Origin of the sequence: Nocardioides cremeus, from assembly GCF_030518195.1 — a bacterium.
In the GTDB taxonomy this organism is placed as follows: domain Bacteria; phylum Actinomycetota; class Actinomycetes; order Propionibacteriales; family Nocardioidaceae; genus Nocardioides; species Nocardioides cremeus.
In genome coordinates, this window is sequence record NZ_JAULSC010000016.1 from 1 (window position 1) to 17,193 (window position 17,193).

The following is a 17,193-nucleotide window of genomic DNA, read 5'->3' on the forward strand; positions in this document are numbered from 1 at the left end:
GGAAACACCCGGTCCCATCCCGAACCCGGAAGTTAAGCCTTTCAGCGCCGATGGTACTGCAACCGAGAGGTTGTGGGAGAGTAGGACGCCGCCGGACAATTCTTCGCAGCAGCCCCACCGCCCCGCGGTGGGGCTGCTGTCATTTCCAGACAGTATCCGTGTCTCCTCCAGCCCACCGAGGACGTCTGCGGGACACACTGTCGGCATCCGGACGCGGTCGTGATCCGAGCCTGGAAGGCTGCCGGACTCCCGACGGAGCAGTAGCTGCGGTCGTATCCCGGGGTGCCCGGACGGCAGTACGACTGCTCGGCGGCCCAGGTCGAGCCGGCGAAGACCAGCACGGATGTCGCCAACAGGGCCACGCCCGCGACCGCGAGAGTGCCGGGGCGTTCGCGGAGGCGCCGTCGCAGCAGGGCTGCGACACCGGCGCCGACCAGCACCCACTGGGTGAGGCCGCCGACGTTGATCCAGCGACCGCTCGTGGCGCACGGTGCGCAGCCCGTGGGGGAGCAGCTGTAGTCGTTGGTGCAGGCGGTCATGGTCCCGAACCCCACCGCGAACCACCCCAGCGAGCCCAGGAGCAGGGACGTGGCGATGGCGACCGAGACCAGGAGCATGCCGGCGACGGTGGGCTTCGAGGTCATCACCGCAGTCTCGTCGGCCGGCCCTGCCGAGGGATGCGTACGGATGCTCAGGTCCTCCCAGCGAGCGTCCGGCCCGGTCGGTGCGCACAGGAGGGTCGCCGGCGCTGCTTCTCCACAGGGTCTGGGTCGGGGCTCCCATGCCGGGCGGGTGCTCGTCAGCCTGGGGACCAGGAGGTGGTGCGGATGCCCACGACGGAGCAGGCAGAGGATCGCGAGGCGATCAACGAGGTGCGGCTGCAGGGCCGGCTCGCGCAGGACCCGCAGCTGCGCGAGCTGCCCAGCGGCGACGAGCTGTGGACCTTCCGGGTCGTCGTCGGTCGCCCACCTCGGCCGGCGCAGACCGACGGTCGCGGTCCGCGAGGCACCGTGGACGCGATCGAGTGCGCGGTGTGGGACGCACGGGTGCGTCGCAGCGTGGAGCGCTGGCACGCCGGTGACGTGGTGGCGGTCGAGGGATCGGTGCGCCGACGGTTCTTCCGCAGCGGCGCCGGCACCGCCTCCAGGGTGGAGATCGAGGTCAGGTCCGGTCGTCGACTCCGTCGTGCACCGGGCGCATGAGCACGCCCACGCTGGGCTTGGGCTGGAACGACGTGGCCTTCTCGGGCAGCAACCGGCCGGTGCGCAGCACGCGCATCACCTCGTCGAGCTCGAGTGCCGGCAGCAGGACGGCCGTCCCGACGCCGTTGTCGGCCCCTGACAGCGCCTGGTCGGCGGTGTGCAGGTGGTCGATGCCCGGGCCGGGCAGCCCGGCGCCGGCCAGTGCCGGCACCAGGTCGTGGTGCAGCAGCTCGACGGGCAACCGGTCGTCCGGCACCTGGATCCAGGCGGCGTCGCGCTGGTCGGCCACCACGAGCACCTGCCGGTCGAGCGCCTCGAGCGCCTGGGCGCGACTGCCGGTGCGCACCTCGAGCCCGACGGCGCGGGCTCGTTCCACCACGCTCGCGACCCGGGCGCCGCGCAGCAGCCGGTGGATGGCACCCAGGAACAACGGGGTGTCGTCGTGGTCGATGAGCATCGCCAGCCCCCGGCCCCACGGCCCGTCCGCCCCGTGCTCGGCGCACAGCCGCAGGTAGGCGGCGTAGCGGTGGTGCCCGTCGGCGATCAGCGCCTGGGTGCCGGACAGACGCTCGGCGAGCTCCGCGGCGGTGTCGGGGTCGGTCACCGCCCAGGCCCGGTGCTGCTGGCCGCTGGGGTCGTCGACCTCGAGGTCCGGCTCGCCCGCGACGACCCGGTCGACCAGGGAGCGCAGCTGCGGGCTGGCCCGGTGCGCCAGCAGGATCGCCGCCGGCTGCAGCTGCATCTGGTGTATCCGCCGCTCCAGCTCGTCGACCTGCGCAGGGAGCACCCGCTCGTGGGGCAGCACGGCACGCGTCGTGCCCGGGCCCGCGGGGTGCGACAGGTCGAGCGCACCCACCACGCCCCGCACGGTCATCCCGCGCGCCGTGTACTCGTGCACCCAGACCGCGGGCACGTCCTCCTGGACCGCAAGGCCCTCGCGCAGCCAGCCGGCCAGGCGCCGCGGCACCCGCTCGTGCGGCGACGCGAAGGCCCGGGCCCCCGCCGCGCTGCCGACCCGGTCGGCCGCCAGGTGCAGCGCCCGGAAGGGGTGCAGCACCACGGGTCCGGCGAGGGCGGGCGGGCAGACCACAGCGCTCTCGTCCATCGGTGCATCGTAGGGTGCGGTCCGAACCACGACGGGGAGGGGACACGCGTGCTGCGTGGGACGAGCCAGGCACTGACCGATCACCACGACCTGGCGATGCTCGACCTCGACGGCGTCGTGTACGTCGACGGCGAGGCCGTGCCGCGTGCCGCCGAGGCGATCTCGAGCGCCCGTGAGGCGGGGTTGCGGGTCGCCTTCATCACCAACAACGCCTCGCGCACGCCCACGACCGTGGCCGAGCACCTCTGCCGGCTCGGGGTGCAGGCCGACGCCGCCGACGTCGTCACCTCGGCACAGGCCGCCGCCCGGGTCCTCATCAAGGAGCTCGGGGAGGGCGCCCGGGTCGTGCTCCTCGGCGCCGAGGGACTCCTGGAGGCAGTGCGCTCGGTGGGCCTCGAACCGGTCGGGGTCGAGGACGAGGCCGAGGCCGTCGTCACCGGCTACGGCCCCGACGTGCTGTGGCGCGACGTGATGCGCGCCGCCGTGCGGATCCGCGAGGGCCTGTGGTGGGTGGCCAGCAACACCGACCAGTCCATCCCCACGTCGTACGGCGTCGCGCCGGGGCACGGTGTGCTCGTCGAGACGCTGCAGCGCTTCAGCGGCGTGGACCCGGTCGTCGCCGGCAAGCCGGCCCGGCCGCTGCTCGACGAGACCGTGCGCCGGGTCGGGGGAGAGCGCCCGCTGATGGTGGGCGACCGGCTCGACACCGACATCGAGGGAGCCGTCGTCTCGGACATCGCGGCGCTGCTGGTGCTCACGGGCGTCACCGACCTCGCAGCCCTGCTGGCGGCGCGCCCGCAGGAGCGGCCGACGTACCTGCACCTCGATCTGCGCGGGCTCCTCGAGGCGCACCCCGAGGTGGTCGCCGACGGTGCCGGCGCGACCTGCGGAGGCTGGACCGCCCGGGTCGACGACGGCCTGCTGTCGGTGCACGGGGAGGGTGACGAGACCGACTGGTGGCGCGCCGTCGCCGTCGCCGGCTGGGCCCACCTCGACGCCACCGGTGACGCCGCGTCGACCGGCGACCTCGTCGGGCCGCCGACCCCGGTCGCGCGGTAGCCTCGCCGCCATGGACGAGCAGCACCCCGCGGCCCCCGAGGGGCCCCGCACCGGCGTCGCCACCGTCGACGCGGTGACGGCCTCGATCGAGGCACTGCACGACCGCCCGGTCGCCGAGCACGCGGCGGTCTTCGAGGCCGCCCACGACGCGCTGCGCCGGGCCCTCGACAGCGATCCCGACGCGGGTGCGACCACCCCGCTCGAGGACTGAGCCGGTGCCGCCTCGTCGCCTGCGCCTCGACGCCGAGCTGGTCCGCCGCGGTCTGGCGCGCTCGCGCGAGCACGCCTCCGAGCTGGTCGCCCAGGGCCGGGTGAAGGTCTCCGGCGCCGTGGCCTCCAAGCCCGCGACCGGCGTGACCACCGACGTGGCCATCCTGGTCACCGAGGTCGACGGGGTGCCCGACTTCGTCTCCCGCGGCGGGCACAAGCTCAGCGGGGCGCTGGCCGCCTTCGGCCCGCACGGCTTCTCGGTCTCCGGTCGGCGCTGCCTCGATGCCGGGGCGTCCACCGGCGGCTTCACCGACGTGCTGCTGCGCGCCGGTGCCGCGGAGGTGGTGGCCGTCGACGTCGGCTACGGCCAGCTGGCCTGGTCGCTGCGCCAGGACGAGCGGGTGCGCGTGCACGACCGGACGAACATCCGCGAGCTGACCCCGGAGCTGGTCGGTGGCCCGGTCGAGGTGGTGGTCGGCGACCTCTCCTTCATCTCCCTGGTGCTCGTGCTCGACGCGGTGCTCTCGGTCTGCGCCGACGACGCCGACCTGGCGCTGATGGTCAAGCCGCAGTTCGAGGTCGGCAAGGACCGTGTCGGCAAGGGCGGGGTGGTGCGCGACCTCGACCTGCGCGCCGAGGCGGTGACCACCGTGGCCGCCGCCGCCGCGCAGCGCGGCTGGGGAGCGGTGATGGCGACCACCAGCCCGCTGCCCGGCCCCTCGGGCAACGTGGAGTTCTTCCTGTGGCTGCGGCGCGGCCCCGCGCACATCGACGCCGACGACCTCGCCCGCCTCGTGCGGGGCGAGGACCCGGTGGGGGAGCCGGGTGAGAGGGTGGAGCGGTGATCCAGACCAGCCCCCCACCGTCGCCCGACGCCACTGCCGCCACCGACGGTGCCCGGCCGGTGCGCCGGGTGCTGATGCTGACCCACACCGGTCGCGAGGAGGCCCGCAGCGCCGCCCGCGAGGTCGCCGCCGCGCTGGCCGGGCACGGGATGGTCGTGCGGATGATCGCCCGCGAGGCCCTCGACCTGGCCATGACCGTCGACGTCGAGACCACCGAGGACGAGTCGGGCGCCAGCGCCGGCTGCGAGCTCACGCTGGTCATCGGTGGCGACGGCACCATCCTGCGCGCCGCCGAGATCACCCGCGACTCCGGCACCCCGGTGCTGGGCGTCAACCTCGGCCACGTCGGCTTCCTCGCCGAGGCCGAGCACGACGACCTCGCCTCGGTCATCGACGCGGTGGTCGCCCGCCGCTACACCGTCGAGGACCGGATGAGCATCGACGTGCGGGTGCTGCGCGACGGTGAGGTCGTCACCTCGACCTTCGCGCTCAACGAGGCGAGCGTCGAGAAGGCGGCCCGCGAGCGGATGCTCGAGGTCGTCGTCGAGGTCGACGGCCGCCCGCTCTCGCGCTGGGGCTGCGACGGCGTGGTCTGCGCCACCCCGACCGGTTCGACCGCCTACAACTTCTCCGCCGGCGGTCCCGTGGTCTGGCCCGGCGTCGAGGCGCTGCTGATGGTCCCCATCAGCGCCCACGCCCTCTTCGCACGCCCCCTGGTGGTGGCGCCCACCTCGGTGCTGGCCGTCGAGGTGCTGGCCCGCACCGACTCCGCCGGTGTGCTGTGGTGCGACGGCCGGCGCGCCGTCGACCTGCCGCCCGGCGCACGGATCGAGGTGCGCCGCGGCGAACGACCGGTCCGGCTGGCCCGGTTGCACGAGGCACCCTTCACCGACCGGCTGGTGGCCAAGTTCGGGCTGCCCGTCGAGGGCTGGCGCGGCTCGGCGGAACGACGACGCCGGGGGCAGCACGCATGATCGAGGAGATCCGCATCAGCTCGCTCGGCGTCATCGACGCCTCCACGCTCGAGCTGGGGCCTGGGCTGACGGTCATCACCGGCGAGACGGGCGCGGGCAAGACCATGATCGTCACCGCCCTGGGCCTGCTGCTCGGTGGGCGCAGCGACAGCGGCGCCGTGCGCGTGGGCGCCCGTGCCGCGCGGGTCGAGGGCGTGGTCGCCACCGGCGACCTCCCGGCCCTGGTCGCCGCGGTCGAGGAGGCCGGTGGGGAGGTCGAGGACCACCGCGTGGTGCTGGCCCGCAACGTCTCGGCCGAGGGCCGCTCCCGTGCCTTCGTCGGAGGCGCGGGCGTGCCGGTCTCGGCGCTGGCCGCGGTCGCCGAGCCCCTGGTCGCCGTGCACGGCCAGTCCGACCAGCACCGGCTGCTGCAGCCGCGGGCCCAGCGCTCCGCGCTCGACCGCTTCGGGGGCGCGCCGCTGGCCGCCCTGACCGAGTCGTGGACCGGCCTCTTCGACCGGCTGCGCGCCGTGGAGACCGAGCTCGAGGACGTCGTCACGCACGCCCGGGAGCGGGCGCGCGAGGCCGACCTGCTGCGCTTCGGGCTCGGGGAGGTCGAGGCGGTCTCGCCCGAGCCGGGCGAGGAGGAGCAGCTGGGCGCCGAGGAGACCCGGCTGGGCTTCGCCGACACCCTGCGCACCGCGGCCGAGCAGGCCCGCGAGGCGCTCTCCAGCGAGGACGGCGCTCCCGACGCGCTGGCCACCACCTCGGCCGCCCGCACCGCCCTGGAGGCGGTGCGCGAGCACGACCCCGAGGCCGGTGCGCTCGCCGACCGCCTCGCCGAGGTGACCTACCTGCTCTCCGACGTCGCCGCCGACGTCGCCGGCTACGCCAGCCGCATCGACGTCGACCCCGCCCGGCTCGCCGGCGTCTCCGAGCGACGTGCCGCCCTGACCGCGCTGACCCGCAAGTACGGCGACACCGTCGAGGAGGTGCTGGCCTGGGCCGAGCGTTCGGCCGCCCGCCTGCTCGAGCTCGACGGCACCGACGAGCGCATCGAGCAGCTGCGCGGCGAGCAGGCCGGGCTGCGCGAGCAGCTCTCCGAGGCCGCCGAGCGGCTCACCGCCGCCCGCAGGGCCGCCGCCGAGCAGCTGGCCGAGGAGGTCACCGCCGAGCTGGGGCTGCTCGCCATGCCGCATGCCCGGCTGGCCATCAGCGTCCACCAGCACGAGACAGGCGCCCCCGCCGAGGGAGACCCGCAGCCCGGGGCCCCGCTGCACGTCGGTGGCCGCTGGCTGCGCTACGCCCGCTCGGGCGTCGACGAGGTCGAGATGCTGCTGGCCGCCAACACCGGCAGCGAGCCCCGCCCCCTGCACAAGGGCGCCTCGGGCGGCGAGCTGTCGCGGGTGATGCTGGCCCTCGAGGTCGCCCTGGCCGGCACCAGCCCGGTGCCTACCTTCGTCTTCGACGAGGTCGACGCCGGCGTCGGTGGCGCCGCCGCCGTCGAGGTCGGGCGCCGCCTGGCCCAGCTGGCCCGCAACGCGCAGGTGCTGGTGGTGACCCACCTGCCCCAGGTGGCGGCGTACGCCGACCGGCACGTGGTGGTGCGCAAGTCGCAGGACGGCACCGTCACCAGCTCGGGGCTCACGCTCCTCGACGAGGCGGCCCGCGAGGTCGAGCTGTCGCGGATGATGGCGGGGATGGCCGGCTCCGACACGGCCGTCGCGCACGCCCGCGAGCTGCTCGAGGTGGCCCAGCCCGCGCGCGCCCTGGGGTAGCGACAGCGACCCGTGCCGGGTGTGCGCGGTCAGCGAGTGGTGACGACGACGGTGCCGACGGCCTTGTCGTGCCACCCCTGCCGGTGGGGGTCCTGGGCGAGAAGGACGGCGTTGATGATCTGCGGCACGTAGCAGAAGAGGTTGAAGACCCACAGCAGGCCCTGGCGCCCCAGCGCCCTGCTCCAGCCGGGGACCTCGGAGTCGTCGATGCGGACGACCTTGGTGCCGAGGAGCCGCTTGGCGAGGGTCTGCCCGGCGAGGGCTGTGGGGGCCACGTAGTAGGCAGCCCAGACGGTGAGGCCGAGCAGGGTCGCGACGACGAACGTGTCGGCCGGGAAGGTCACGACGAGGGCGAGGATGCCCACGACCACGGCGTCGATGACGAACCCGGCGATGCGGACCCCGGTGGAGGCGACCTCGTGGCTCGTCCCGGTCGGGGACCGGGGTGGGCCGACGGGGCCGCCGTAGCCCTGGAAGGGCTGGTTGAGCCTGGGCGGGTAGCCCTGGTCCCGGTAGCCGTCGGGGTCCTGGGGGAAGTGGTCAGAAGGATGGCTCACGGGCTCTTCCGTCGGTGGGGGCAGGACTGGTGGGCGGGACTGGGCGGGGTGACGACGAGGTGGACGCTAACGCAGGTCGGGACCACGACCTCTGAGACTCGGGTCACAGAGGTCGGCGACGACACGGCGCACACCTTCCATGGAGCGCCCTGGGGCGGTGCGACAGTGGAGGGACATGAAGCTCTCGACCCGCCGCCGTCCCGCCCCCGCGCTGCCCGGCCTGACCGCCACCGCACGCGTGGAGCGCCGCCCCCGCACCCTGCTGTCCCGCCTGCGCCCCGGCGACGTGGCGGTCGTCGACCACAGCGACCTGGACCGCGCGACCGCCCAGTCGCTCGTCGACGCCGGGGTCGTCGCGGTCGTCAACGCCGCCCCGATGCTCTCGGGCCGCTACCCCGCCCAGGGCCCCGGGCTGCTGGCCAGCCACGGCGTGCTGCTGCTCGACCGGGTCGGCGCAGCGGCCGGCGGGGTCGAGGACGGCAGCAGCGTGCGCCTCCACGACGGCGTGCTGCACCTCGACGACGGGCGTGCCCTCGAGGGGCGCCTGCTCGAGGCGGCCGACCTCGAGGAGGAGACCACCCGCGCCCGGCTGGGCCTGGCCTCCCAGCTCGAGACGCTGACCCACAACGCCGCCGAGCTGCTGCGCCGCGAGGAGGAGCTGCTGCTGCACGGGCGCGGCCTGCCCACGCTGGCGACCAGCTTCGAGGGACGCGCCGCGGTCGTCGCGGTCGAGGGCCCCGAGCTGGCTGCCGAGCTGGCGCTGGTGACGCCCTACGTGCGCGAGCAGCACCCCGTCGTGATCGCCGTGCACCACGCCGCCGACCGGCTCGTGGCCGCCGGCCTGCGCCCCGACGTCGTGGTCGTCGACGGGCGCAGCGACCTCGAGCCGCCGCGCGCCGCGACGCTCAACGCGGCCGCCGACGTCGTGGTGGTCGTGGCCCCCGGCGCGGGGCACGGCCTGACCGCGGCGGTCGAGCGGACGGGGGTGCGGGCCGCGACGCTGAGCACCACCGCCACCGCCGAGGACGCCGCCCTGCTGCTGGCCAAGGCGGGGGAGTCCACCCCGGTCATCGGGGTGGGGCTGCACGCCGACCTCGAGGACTTCCTCGACCGCGACCGCGGCGGCGTGGCCAGCACCTACCTGACCCGGCTGGCCCTGGGCCCGCGCCTGGTCGACGCCACGGCCGTGCCGTTGCTCTACACCGGGCGGGTCCGGCCCCGTCACCTCTACGTCGTGATGCTCGCCGGCCTGGTGGCGCTGCTCTGCGCCCTGGCCGTCACCCCCGTGGGCCAGGAGTGGGCCACGCTGTGGGGCGAGCGCCTCAGCGGCTGGGTCGACGCCCTGACCGACCGACTCCCTGAACTCTCGAGGTAGCCCCGTGATCACCTACCGCCACCACGTCGTCTCGCTCGTCGCCGTCTTCCTGGCCCTCGCGGTCGGGGTCGTGCTCGGCGGGGGGCCACTGGCCGACGCCGACGAGGGTGCCGGCGAGCAGGCCCCCACGGCCTCCGCCGACGCCGCCCAGGACGCCCGGGGCCAGTACGCCGACGCCTTCGCCGCCGCGAGCTCCTCCCGGCTGCTCGAGGACGGCCTGGAGGGCCGCTCGGTGGCGCTCGTCGGCGTCGGCGGCCCCGACGACGAGGTCCTCGGCGCGCTGACCGCCCACGTGGAGGAGGCCGGGGGCGAGGTGGCCGCGCGCTACGAGCTGCTCGACCGGCTGGTCGGCGGCTCGTCGACCTCGCTGGTCGACACCCTGGGCCAGCGCCTGGCCGAGGAGGTCGACGACGGGGCGATCGACCCCGACGCGCCGGCGTACGACCGGCTGGGCCAGCTGCTGGGGCTCGCGCTCGCCACCTCGGCCCCCGACGGCACCCCGGCGGGCGGCAACGCCCGCACGGTGCGCCAGGGCCTCGCCGGGGCCGACCTGCTGGCCACCAGCGACGCCGACGCCGCCCGGGCGCCGCTGGTGCTGCTGGTGCTGGGCGAGGACACCGACCCCGACGTGCTGACCGGGCTGGCCTCCGGGCTGGCCACCGTCGCCGGCGGCACCGTGCTGGCCGCAGGCTCGGAGTCGGCCCAGGACGGCACCCTGGGCGCGGTCCGCGAGGCCGGCACCCCCGGCGGCGTGGTCACCGTCGACGGGGTCGAGAGCCCCGCGGGCCAGGTCACCGCCGCGCTCGCGCTGCTGGTCGCCGGCAGCGGTGCCGGGGGCGACTACGGGCCCGCGGGCCCCGACGGCGCCGTCCCGCTCACCTGACCCAGGCACCTGACCCGCGCGTCGGTTCGAGGTCACCGGGCCGCTGGGATAGCATGGAGTTCCGTGAGGAACTCAGGCCCGACCAAGCACGTGTTCGTGACCGGAGGCGTCGCCTCCTCGCTCGGGAAGGGACTCACGGCCTCCAGCCTGGGTCGGCTGCTGCGCTCGCGCGGCCTCCGGGTGACGATGCAGAAGCTCGATCCGTACCTCAACGTCGACCCCGGGACGATGAACCCGTTCCAGCACGGCGAGGTCTTCGTGACCGACGACGGCGCCGAGACCGACCTCGACATCGGGCACTACGAGCGCTTCCTCGACACCGACCTGTCGCAGATCGCCAACGTCACCACCGGGCAGGTCTACTCGCAGGTCATCGCCAAGGAGCGCCGCGGCGACTACCTCGGTGACACGGTGCAGGTGATCCCGCACATCACCAACGAGATCAAGGACCGCGTGCTCGCCATGGGCGGCGAGGACATCGACGTGGTGATCACCGAGGTCGGCGGCACCGTCGGCGACATCGAGTCGCTGCCCTTCCTCGAGGCCGCCCGCCAGGTGCGCCACGACGTGGGCCGCGACAACTGCTTCTTCATCCACGTCTCGCTGGTGCCCTACATCGGGCCCTCCGGCGAGCTGAAGACCAAGCCCACCCAGCACTCGGTGGCCGCGCTGCGCCAGGTCGGCATCCAGCCCGACGCGATCGTGTGCCGCGCCGACCGCGAGCTGCCGGCCTCGATCAAGAGCAAGATCGCGCTGATGTGCGACGTCGACGACGAGGCCGTCGTCACCGCCGCCGACGCGCCGTCGATCTACGACATCCCCAAGGTGCTGCACCGCGAGGGCCTCGACGCCTACCTGGTGCGCCGCCTCGACCTGCCCTTCCGAGACGTCGACTGGACCCTGTGGGACGACCTTCTCGAGCGGGTGCACCACCCCGAGGAGGAGGTCACCGTCGGCCTCGTCGGCAAGTACGTCGACCTGCCCGACGCCTACCTCTCGGTCGCCGAGGCCCTGCGCGCCGGCGGCTTCGCCCACAGCGCCAAGGTCCACCTGCGCTGGATCCCCTCCGACGAGTGCCAGACCCCGGCCGGGGCCGCCAAGCACCTCAGCGACGTCGACGCCGTCTGCGTGCCCGGCGGCTTCGGCATCCGTGGCCTCGACGGCAAGCTCGGCGCCCTGACCTACACCCGCACCCACGGCATCCCCACCCTCGGGCTGTGCCTGGGCCTGCAGTGCATGGTCATCGAGTACTCCCGCGAGGTGCTGGGGCTGGAGAAGGCCGGCTCGACCGAGTTCGACCCGCACACCCCCGAGCCGGTCATCGCGACGATGGCCGAGCAGGTCGCGATCGTCGACGGCGAGGGCGACCTCGGCGGCACGATGCGCCTGGGGCTCTACCCGGCCGCGCTCAAGGAGGGCTCCGTGGTGCGCGCGGCGTACGGCGAGGCGCAGGTCCACGAGCGGCACCGCCACCGCTACGAGGTCAACAACGCCTACCGCGAGGACCTCGAGGCGGCCGGCCTGGTCTTCTCGGGCACCTCGCCCGACAACAACCTGGTCGAGTTCGTCGAGCTGCCCCGCGAGGTGCACCCCTACTACGTCTCCACCCAGGCGCACCCCGAGTACCGCTCGCGCCCGACCCGCCCGCACCCGCTCTTCGCGGGGCTGGTGGGCGCCGCGATCACCCGCCAGCGCGAGCTGCGCTTCCCGATCGACGAGAAGGGCCTGCGCCGCAAGCCCGCCGACGACTGAGACGCGTGCTGCCCGGTAGCGTCGAGACCATGGACCACCCGCCGCTGCGAGACGAGCCCACGACCTGGCCGGTGGCCGAGTCCGCCGACCTGCACCGCGACGGCTGGGTGGTGGCGCTGCGCGAGGACCGGATCCGTCGTCCGGGCCACCCCGACGAGGAGCCCTTCCGACGGGTGGTGCTCGAGCACCCCGGCGCGGCCGTGGTGCTCGCGGTCGACGAGCAGGAGCGCGTGCTGTGCCTGTGGCAGTACCGCCACGCCGCCGAGCACCGCTTCGTGGAGATCCCCGCCGGGCTGATGGACGGCGACGACGAGGACCCGCTCGACGTCGCGCGCCGCGAGCTGGCCGAGGAGGCCGGGCTGGCCGCGGGGGAGTGGACGCACCTGGTCTCGACGTACGCCTCGCCCGGCATCTCCGCCGAGCTGGCGCACATCTACCTGGCGCGCGACCTGAGCGACGTGGGCCGCGGCGACTTCGAGCCCCAGCACGAGGAGGCCGAGATGGAGGCCGCCTGGGTGCCCTTCGACGACCTGCGCGCCGGCGTGCTGGAGGGGCGGTTGTGTGACGCACCTCTCGTGATCGCGATACTGGTCGCGCACGCTCGCGGACTCGCGGGAGCCGCCCGGCACGACGGGGTGCCGGCGGGAGTGCAGGAAGAAGGTGCAGCCACGTGAAGGTCGGCGTCCCCAAGGAAGTCAAGAACCACGAGTACCGGGTGGCGATCACGCCCCTGGGGGTCAACGAGCTGGTCGCGGCCGGCCACCAGGTCGTCATCGAGGCCGGTGCCGGGCTGGGCTCGCAGGTCACCGACGAGGAGTACGTCGCCGCGGGCGCCGAGATGCTCCCCGACGCCGACGCGGTGTGGGGCAGCGCCGACATGATCCTGAAGGTCAAGGAGCCCGTCGCCGAGGAGTACCACCGGATGCGCGAGGGGCAGGTCCTCTTCACCTACCTGCACCTGGCGGCCGACAAGGCGCTGACCGAGGAGCTGCTCTCGCGCAAGGTCACCGCGATCGCCTACGAGACCGTGCAGCAGGACAACGGCGCGCTGCCGCTGCTCTACCCGATGTCGGAGGTCGCCGGCTGCCTGGCGCCCCAGGTCGGCGCCCACTCGCTGCTCAAGGCCCAGGGCGGGCGCGGCGTGCTGCTCGGCGGCGTCGGTGGCGTGGCCAACGCCAAGGTCGTCATCATCGGAGCCGGCGTCTCGGGCCAGAACGCCGCCAACATCGCGCTGGGCATGGGCGCCGACGTCACCCTGCTCGACACCGACCTCGAGAAGCTGCGGATGTCGTTCTGGCGCTACAACAACAAGGTGCACGGGCTGGCCTCCTCCAAGCTGGCCATCGAGCAGCACGTGACCGAGGCCGACATGGTCATCGGCGCGGTGCTGATCCCCGGCGCGGCCGCGCCCAAGCTGGTCAGCAACGAGCTGGTCTCGCGGATGAAGCCCGGCTCGGTGCTCGTCGACATCGCCGTCGACCAGGGCGGCTGCTTCGAGGACACCCGGGCCACCACCCACGCCGACCCGACGTTCATGGTCCACGACTCGGTCTTCTACTGCGTGGCCAACATGCCCGGCGCGGTGCCGACCACGTCGACGTACGCCCTGACCAACGCCACCATGCCGTACGCCGTCGCGCTGGCCGCCAAGGGCTGGCGACAGGCGCTGCGCGACGACCGGTGCCTGGCCAAGGGGCTCAACACCCACGACGGCCAGCTCACCAACGAGCCCGTCGGCGCGGCGACCGGCATCGAGTCCGTGACCCTGGAGCAGGTGCTCTCCTGAGCGTGCCCGCCCTCGACGCGCCCACCGCGGCCGCCACCGACCAGCCGGCGGCCGCGGTGCGCACCTACCTCGACCACCTCTCGGTGGAGCGGGGCCTGGCGGCGAACACGCTCGCCTCCTACCGCCGCGACCTGCGCCGCTACCTGGCGCACCTCGCGGCGACGGGGGTCGAGCGGCTCGACGACGTCACCGAGGCCGGCGTGAGCACGTTTCTGGTGCACCTGCGCGAGGGCGACGCCGACCACCCGCCGCTGAGCGCGACCTCGGCGGCGCGCACCGTGGTGGCGGTGCGCGGCTTCCACCGCTTCGCCCTGGCCGACGGGCTGGCCGCCCACGACCCGGCCAGCGGGGTCAAGCCCCCGACGCCGGCCAAGCGGCTGCCCAAGGCGCTGCCGCTGGCCGACGTCGAGGCGATCCTCGAGGCGGCCGGAGCGCCGGGCACGTCGCTGGCGCTGCGCGACCGGGCGCTGCTCGAGCTGCTCTACGGCACGGGTGCCCGGATCTCCGAGGCGGTCGGCCTCGACGTCGACGACCTCGACCTGGCTCCGCACGAGGGGGACCCGCACGACGGGGGACAGCAGGAGGCAGCGGGCGACGCCTTCGAGGGCACCGTCCTGCTGCGCGGCAAGGGCGGCAAGCAGCGCGTGGTGCCGGTCGGCTCCTACGCCATCGAGGCGGTGCGCGCCTACCTGGTGCGCGCGCGCCCCGAGCTGGCCGGTCTCGGCGGCCCCGCCGGCACCGGCGGTGCGCTCTTCCTCAACGCCCGCGGCGGCCGGCTCTCGCGCCAGTCGGCCTGGACCGTGCTGACCCGCGCGGCCGAGCGTGCCGGCGTCACCCGCGACGTCTCCCCGCACACGCTGCGCCACTCCTTCGCCACCCACCTGCTCGACGGCGGCGCCGACGTGCGCGTCGTCCAGGAGCTGCTGGGCCACGCGTCGGTGACCACCACCCAGGTCTACACCCTGGTGACCGTCGACAACCTGCGTGAGGTCTTCGCGACCGCGCACCCGAGAGCCCGAGGCTGATGACCCAGCAGGACACCCGCCCGACCGACCACCTGCAGGGCTTCGACTGGCCGGGGGCCGGCTCCGACGCCGACGCGGTCTACGAGGCCGTGGCGGCGTACGCCGCGAGCAAGGGCCTCGACCTCTACCCGCACCAGGACGAGGCGGTGCTCGAGCTGCTGGCCGGCACCAACGTGGTGCTCGCGACCCCGACCGGCTCGGGCAAGTCGCTGGTGGCCCTGGCCGCCCACGCGACCGCGCTCGCCGACGACCGGGTGTCCTTCTACACCGCACCGATCAAAGCGCTGGTCAGCGAGAAGTTCTTCGACCTGTGCACGGTCTTCGGCGCCGACAACGTCGGGATGCTGACCGGTGACGCCGCGGTCAACGCCGACGCGCCGATCATCTGCTGCACCGCCGAGGTCCTGGCCAACCTGGCGCTGCGCGAGGGTCGCGCCACCGACGTCGGGCTGGTGGTGATGGACGAGTTCCACTACTACGGCGAGGCCGACCGCGGCTGGGCCTGGCAGGTGCCGCTGCTCGAGCTGCCCCAGGCCCAGTTCCTGCTGATGTCGGCCACGCTGGGCGACGTCAGCGCGCTGGCCACTGACCTGACGCGGCGCAACGGGCGCGAGACCGCGGTCGTCGACGACGCCGAGCGCCCGGTGCCGCTGTCGTTCACCTGGTCGCTCGACCCGCTGCCCGAGCGGCTCGAGGAGATCGTGACCACGGGCCAGGCGCCGGTCTACGTCGTGCACTTCACCCAGGCGGCGGCCGTCGAGCACGCCACCTCGCTGCTCAACGCCGGCTGGATCCCCAAGCCCGAGGGGATGACCGAGCGGCTGGCCGGCACCCGCTTCGGCGCCGGCTTCGGCAAGACCCTGGCCAAGCTGCTCAAGCGCGGCGTCGGCGTGCACCACGCCGGCATGCTCCCGCGCTACCGCCGCCTGGTCGAGCAGTTGGCCCAGGCCGGCGAGCTGTCGGTCATCTGCGGCACCGACACCCTGGGGGTCGGCATCAACGTGCCGATCCGCACCGTGCTCTTCACCGGCCTGGCGAAGTTCGACGGCACCCGCCAGCGGGTGCTGCGCACCCGCGAGTTCCTGCAGATCGCCGGTCGCGCCGGCCGGGCCGGCTTCGACACCGCCGGCTACGTGGTGGTCCAGGCGCCCGAGCACACCATCGAGAACGAGAAGGCCAAGGCCAAGGCGGCGGCCAAGAACGCCACGATGAGCGCCGAGAAGCAGGCCAAGCGCAAGTCGAAGGCACAGCTGAGGAAGCCGCCCGAGGGCACCGTGGTGTGGACCGAGCAGACCTTCGACAAGCTCGTGGCCGGCGAGCCCGAGCCGCTAACCTCGCGGATGAAGGTCGACAACTCGATGCTCCTCAACGTGGTCTCCCGCGAGGAGGACGCCTTCCCGGTGCTGCGCAGGCTGCTCACCGACAACCACGAGGACCCGCGCCAGCAGCGCCGGCTGGCGCGTCGCGCGCTGCGCCTGGCCCGCTCGCTCGTGGCCTCCGGGGTGCTGGTGCGCCTCGAGGAGCCCGACGAGCACGGGCGCCGCTACCGGCTCACCCACGACCTGCCGCCCGACTTCGCGCTCAACCAGCCGCTGGCCCACTTCGCGCTCGAGGCGTTCGACGTGCTCACCCCCGCCGAGGAGTCCGGCGACCCGCTCACCCATGCCCTCGACGTCGTCTCGGTCGTCGAGTCGGTCCTCGACTCGCCGCGCCAGGTGCTGATGGCCCAGCAGTGGGCCGCGCGGGGGGAGGCCGTCAACGAGATGAAGGCCGACGGCATCGATTACGAGGAGCGGATGGCGCTGCTCGAGGAGATCACCTGGCCGCAGCCGCTCGCCGAGCTGCTCGGGGCGGCGTACGAGGTCTACCGCGGGGCGCACCCGTGGCTGCCCGAGGACGCCCTGGACCCCAAGTCGGTGGTGCGGCAGATGTACGAGCAGGGGATGAGCTTCACCGACCTGGTCGGGCGCTACCAGCTCGCGCGCTCCGAGGGCCTGGTGCTGCGCTACCTCACCGACGCCTACCGCACGCTGCGCCAGAGCGTGCCCGAGCAGCACCGCTCCGAGGAGCTGGAGGGGCTCGTGGAGTGGCTGGGCGAGACGGTGCGCCAGACCGACTCCTCGCTGCTCGACGAGTGGGAGGCCCTCACCGACCCGGCCGCCGCGCTGGCGCGCCTGGGCGACGAGCTGACCCACCACGCGCCGCCGCCGCCCCCGCGGCCGCTGTCGCAGCAGGGTCGTCCCTTCGACGTGATGGTGCGCAACGCGATGTTCCGCCGCGTCGAGCTCGTCGCCCGCGACGACCTCGACGGCCTGATGGCCCTGGAGCGTGCCGCCGCCGACCGCACCGAGCCCGCCCGCGAGGTGGTGATGGGCCGCTCGGCCTGGGACGCGGCGATCGAGGACTACTACGCCGAGCACGACAGCGTCGACCTCGGTCCCGACGCGCGGGGGCCGCGCCTGCTGGTCACCACCGCCACCACCGGCGTGCCGCCCGGCCTCGACGGCGACGCGCAGCCGGCCCGGCTCCTCGAGGTCCGCCAGACGGTGCACGACCCCGCGGGCCACCACGACTGGGTGGTCGACGCGGTGGTCGACCTCGACGCCACCGACGAGCTGGGCGAGCTGGTGATGCCGACCGTGGCCTTCCACCGGCTCGGCTGA

General features: G+C 74.3%; 15 protein-coding genes and 1 rRNA gene. 14 read left to right on the forward strand and 2 right to left on the reverse strand.

Going from position 1 to position 17,193, the window contains the following annotated elements; all coding sequences use genetic code 11:
* Positions 1-97, forward strand: a 5S ribosomal RNA gene (rrf, locus tag QWJ41_RS14645); the annotation flags it as partial.
* 730 nt (positions 98-827) lie between these two features.
* Positions 828-1,202, forward strand: a complete 375-nt coding sequence (locus tag QWJ41_RS14650; protein WP_302709148.1) for a single-stranded DNA-binding protein — start codon at positions 828-830, stop codon at positions 1,200-1,202.
* Here the strand turns inward: QWJ41_RS14650 and QWJ41_RS14655 are convergent.
* On the reverse strand, positions 1,162-2,307 hold the full coding sequence (locus QWJ41_RS14655; RefSeq protein WP_302709149.1) for a DUF1015 family protein: 1,146 nt from the start codon (positions 2,305-2,307) through the stop codon (positions 1,162-1,164). The genes QWJ41_RS14650 and QWJ41_RS14655 overlap by 41 nt on opposite strands.
* 48 nt (positions 2,308-2,355) lie before the next feature.
* On the opposite strand from QWJ41_RS14655, the gene QWJ41_RS14660 reads away from it, so the two are divergent.
* From QWJ41_RS14660 to recN, 5 genes are all read left to right on the forward strand, one after another.
* Complete coding sequence (locus QWJ41_RS14660) at positions 2,356-3,366, forward strand: HAD hydrolase-like protein (RefSeq protein ID WP_302709150.1); 1,011 nt, start codon at positions 2,356-2,358, stop codon at positions 3,364-3,366.
* 10 nt (positions 3,367-3,376) lie between these two features.
* Complete coding sequence (locus QWJ41_RS14665; protein WP_302709151.1) at positions 3,377-3,577, forward strand: hypothetical protein; 201 nt, start codon at positions 3,377-3,379, stop codon at positions 3,575-3,577.
* 4 nt (positions 3,578-3,581) lie between these two features.
* On the forward strand, positions 3,582-4,421 hold the full coding sequence (locus QWJ41_RS14670) for a TlyA family RNA methyltransferase (protein ID WP_302709152.1): 840 nt from the start codon (positions 3,582-3,584) through the stop codon (positions 4,419-4,421).
* Positions 4,422-4,495: 74 nt separating this feature from the next.
* Complete coding sequence (locus QWJ41_RS14675; RefSeq protein ID WP_302709250.1) at positions 4,496-5,395, forward strand: NAD kinase; 900 nt, start codon at positions 4,496-4,498, stop codon at positions 5,393-5,395.
* Complete coding sequence (gene recN / locus QWJ41_RS14680) at positions 5,392-7,152, forward strand: DNA repair protein RecN (RefSeq protein ID WP_302709153.1); 1,761 nt, start codon at positions 5,392-5,394, stop codon at positions 7,150-7,152. Before QWJ41_RS14675 ends, recN begins: the two co-directional genes overlap by 4 nt.
* 29 nt (positions 7,153-7,181) lie before the next feature.
* Here recN and QWJ41_RS14685 read toward each other — a convergent pair whose 3' ends face one another.
* On the reverse strand, positions 7,182-7,709 hold the full coding sequence (locus QWJ41_RS14685; RefSeq protein ID WP_302709154.1) for an RDD family protein: 528 nt from the start codon (positions 7,707-7,709) through the stop codon (positions 7,182-7,184).
* Positions 7,710-7,884: 175 nt separating this feature from the next.
* Here QWJ41_RS14685 and steA point away from each other — a divergent pair, with 175 nt between their 5' ends.
* The 7 genes from steA (at position 7,885) to QWJ41_RS14720 (ending at position 17,193) form a co-directional block, all read left to right on the forward strand.
* A complete protein-coding gene (steA, locus tag QWJ41_RS14690; protein ID WP_302709155.1) occupies positions 7,885-9,084 on the forward strand; it encodes a putative cytokinetic ring protein SteA in 1,200 nt (399 codons plus the stop codon).
* Positions 9,085-9,088: 4 nt separating this feature from the next.
* On the forward strand, positions 9,089-9,967 hold the full coding sequence (locus QWJ41_RS14695) for a copper transporter (protein ID WP_302709156.1): 879 nt from the start codon (positions 9,089-9,091) through the stop codon (positions 9,965-9,967).
* Between the two features lie 63 nt (positions 9,968-10,030).
* On the forward strand, positions 10,031-11,719 hold the full coding sequence (gene pyrG, locus QWJ41_RS14700; protein WP_302709157.1) for a CTP synthase: 1,689 nt from the start codon (positions 10,031-10,033) through the stop codon (positions 11,717-11,719).
* 29 nt (positions 11,720-11,748) lie between these two features.
* The gene (locus QWJ41_RS14705) at positions 11,749-12,393 is read left to right on the forward strand and encodes an NUDIX domain-containing protein (RefSeq protein WP_302709158.1); all 645 of its coding nucleotides are present in this window, start codon (positions 11,749-11,751) and stop codon (positions 12,391-12,393) included.
* Positions 12,390-13,505 carry an alanine dehydrogenase gene (gene ald, locus QWJ41_RS14710; protein WP_302709159.1) on the forward strand — a complete coding sequence of 372 codons (1,116 nt, stop codon included), beginning with the start codon at positions 12,390-12,392 and terminating at the stop codon, positions 13,503-13,505. The genes QWJ41_RS14705 and ald overlap by 4 nt, the downstream gene beginning before the upstream one ends.
* 2 nt (positions 13,506-13,507) lie before the next feature.
* The gene (locus QWJ41_RS14715) at positions 13,508-14,530 is read left to right on the forward strand and encodes a site-specific tyrosine recombinase XerD (protein WP_302709160.1); all 1,023 of its coding nucleotides are present in this window, start codon (positions 13,508-13,510) and stop codon (positions 14,528-14,530) included.
* The gene (locus QWJ41_RS14720; protein ID WP_302709161.1) at positions 14,530-17,193 is read left to right on the forward strand and encodes a DEAD/DEAH box helicase; all 2,664 of its coding nucleotides are present in this window, start codon (positions 14,530-14,532) and stop codon (positions 17,191-17,193) included. The genes QWJ41_RS14715 and QWJ41_RS14720 overlap by 1 nt, the downstream gene beginning before the upstream one ends.

What these genes read in the sequence shown, in the direction of transcription:
- QWJ41_RS14705 (WP_302709158.1), top strand. Translation starts at nt 11,749, where the DNA reads ATGGACCACCCGCCGCTGCGAGACGAGCCCACGACCTGGCCGGTGGCC.
- QWJ41_RS14675 (WP_302709250.1), top strand. Translation starts at nt 4,496, where the DNA reads ATGCTGACCCACACCGGTCGCGAGGAGGCCCGCAGCGCCGCCCGCGAG.
- QWJ41_RS14720 (WP_302709161.1), top strand. Translation starts at nt 14,530, where the DNA reads ATGACCCAGCAGGACACCCGCCCGACCGACCACCTGCAGGGCTTCGAC.
- QWJ41_RS14650 (WP_302709148.1), top strand. Translation starts at nt 828, where the DNA reads ATGCCCACGACGGAGCAGGCAGAGGATCGCGAGGCGATCAACGAGGTG.
- recN (WP_302709153.1), top strand. Translation starts at nt 5,392, where the DNA reads ATGATCGAGGAGATCCGCATCAGCTCGCTCGGCGTCATCGACGCCTCC.
- steA (WP_302709155.1), top strand. Translation starts at nt 7,885, where the DNA reads ATGAAGCTCTCGACCCGCCGCCGTCCCGCCCCCGCGCTGCCCGGCCTG.
- QWJ41_RS14655 (WP_302709149.1), bottom strand. Translation starts at nt 2,307, where the DNA reads ATGGACGAGAGCGCTGTGGTCTGCCCGCCCGCCCTCGCCGGACCCGTG.
- QWJ41_RS14665 (WP_302709151.1), top strand. Translation starts at nt 3,377, where the DNA reads ATGGACGAGCAGCACCCCGCGGCCCCCGAGGGGCCCCGCACCGGCGTC.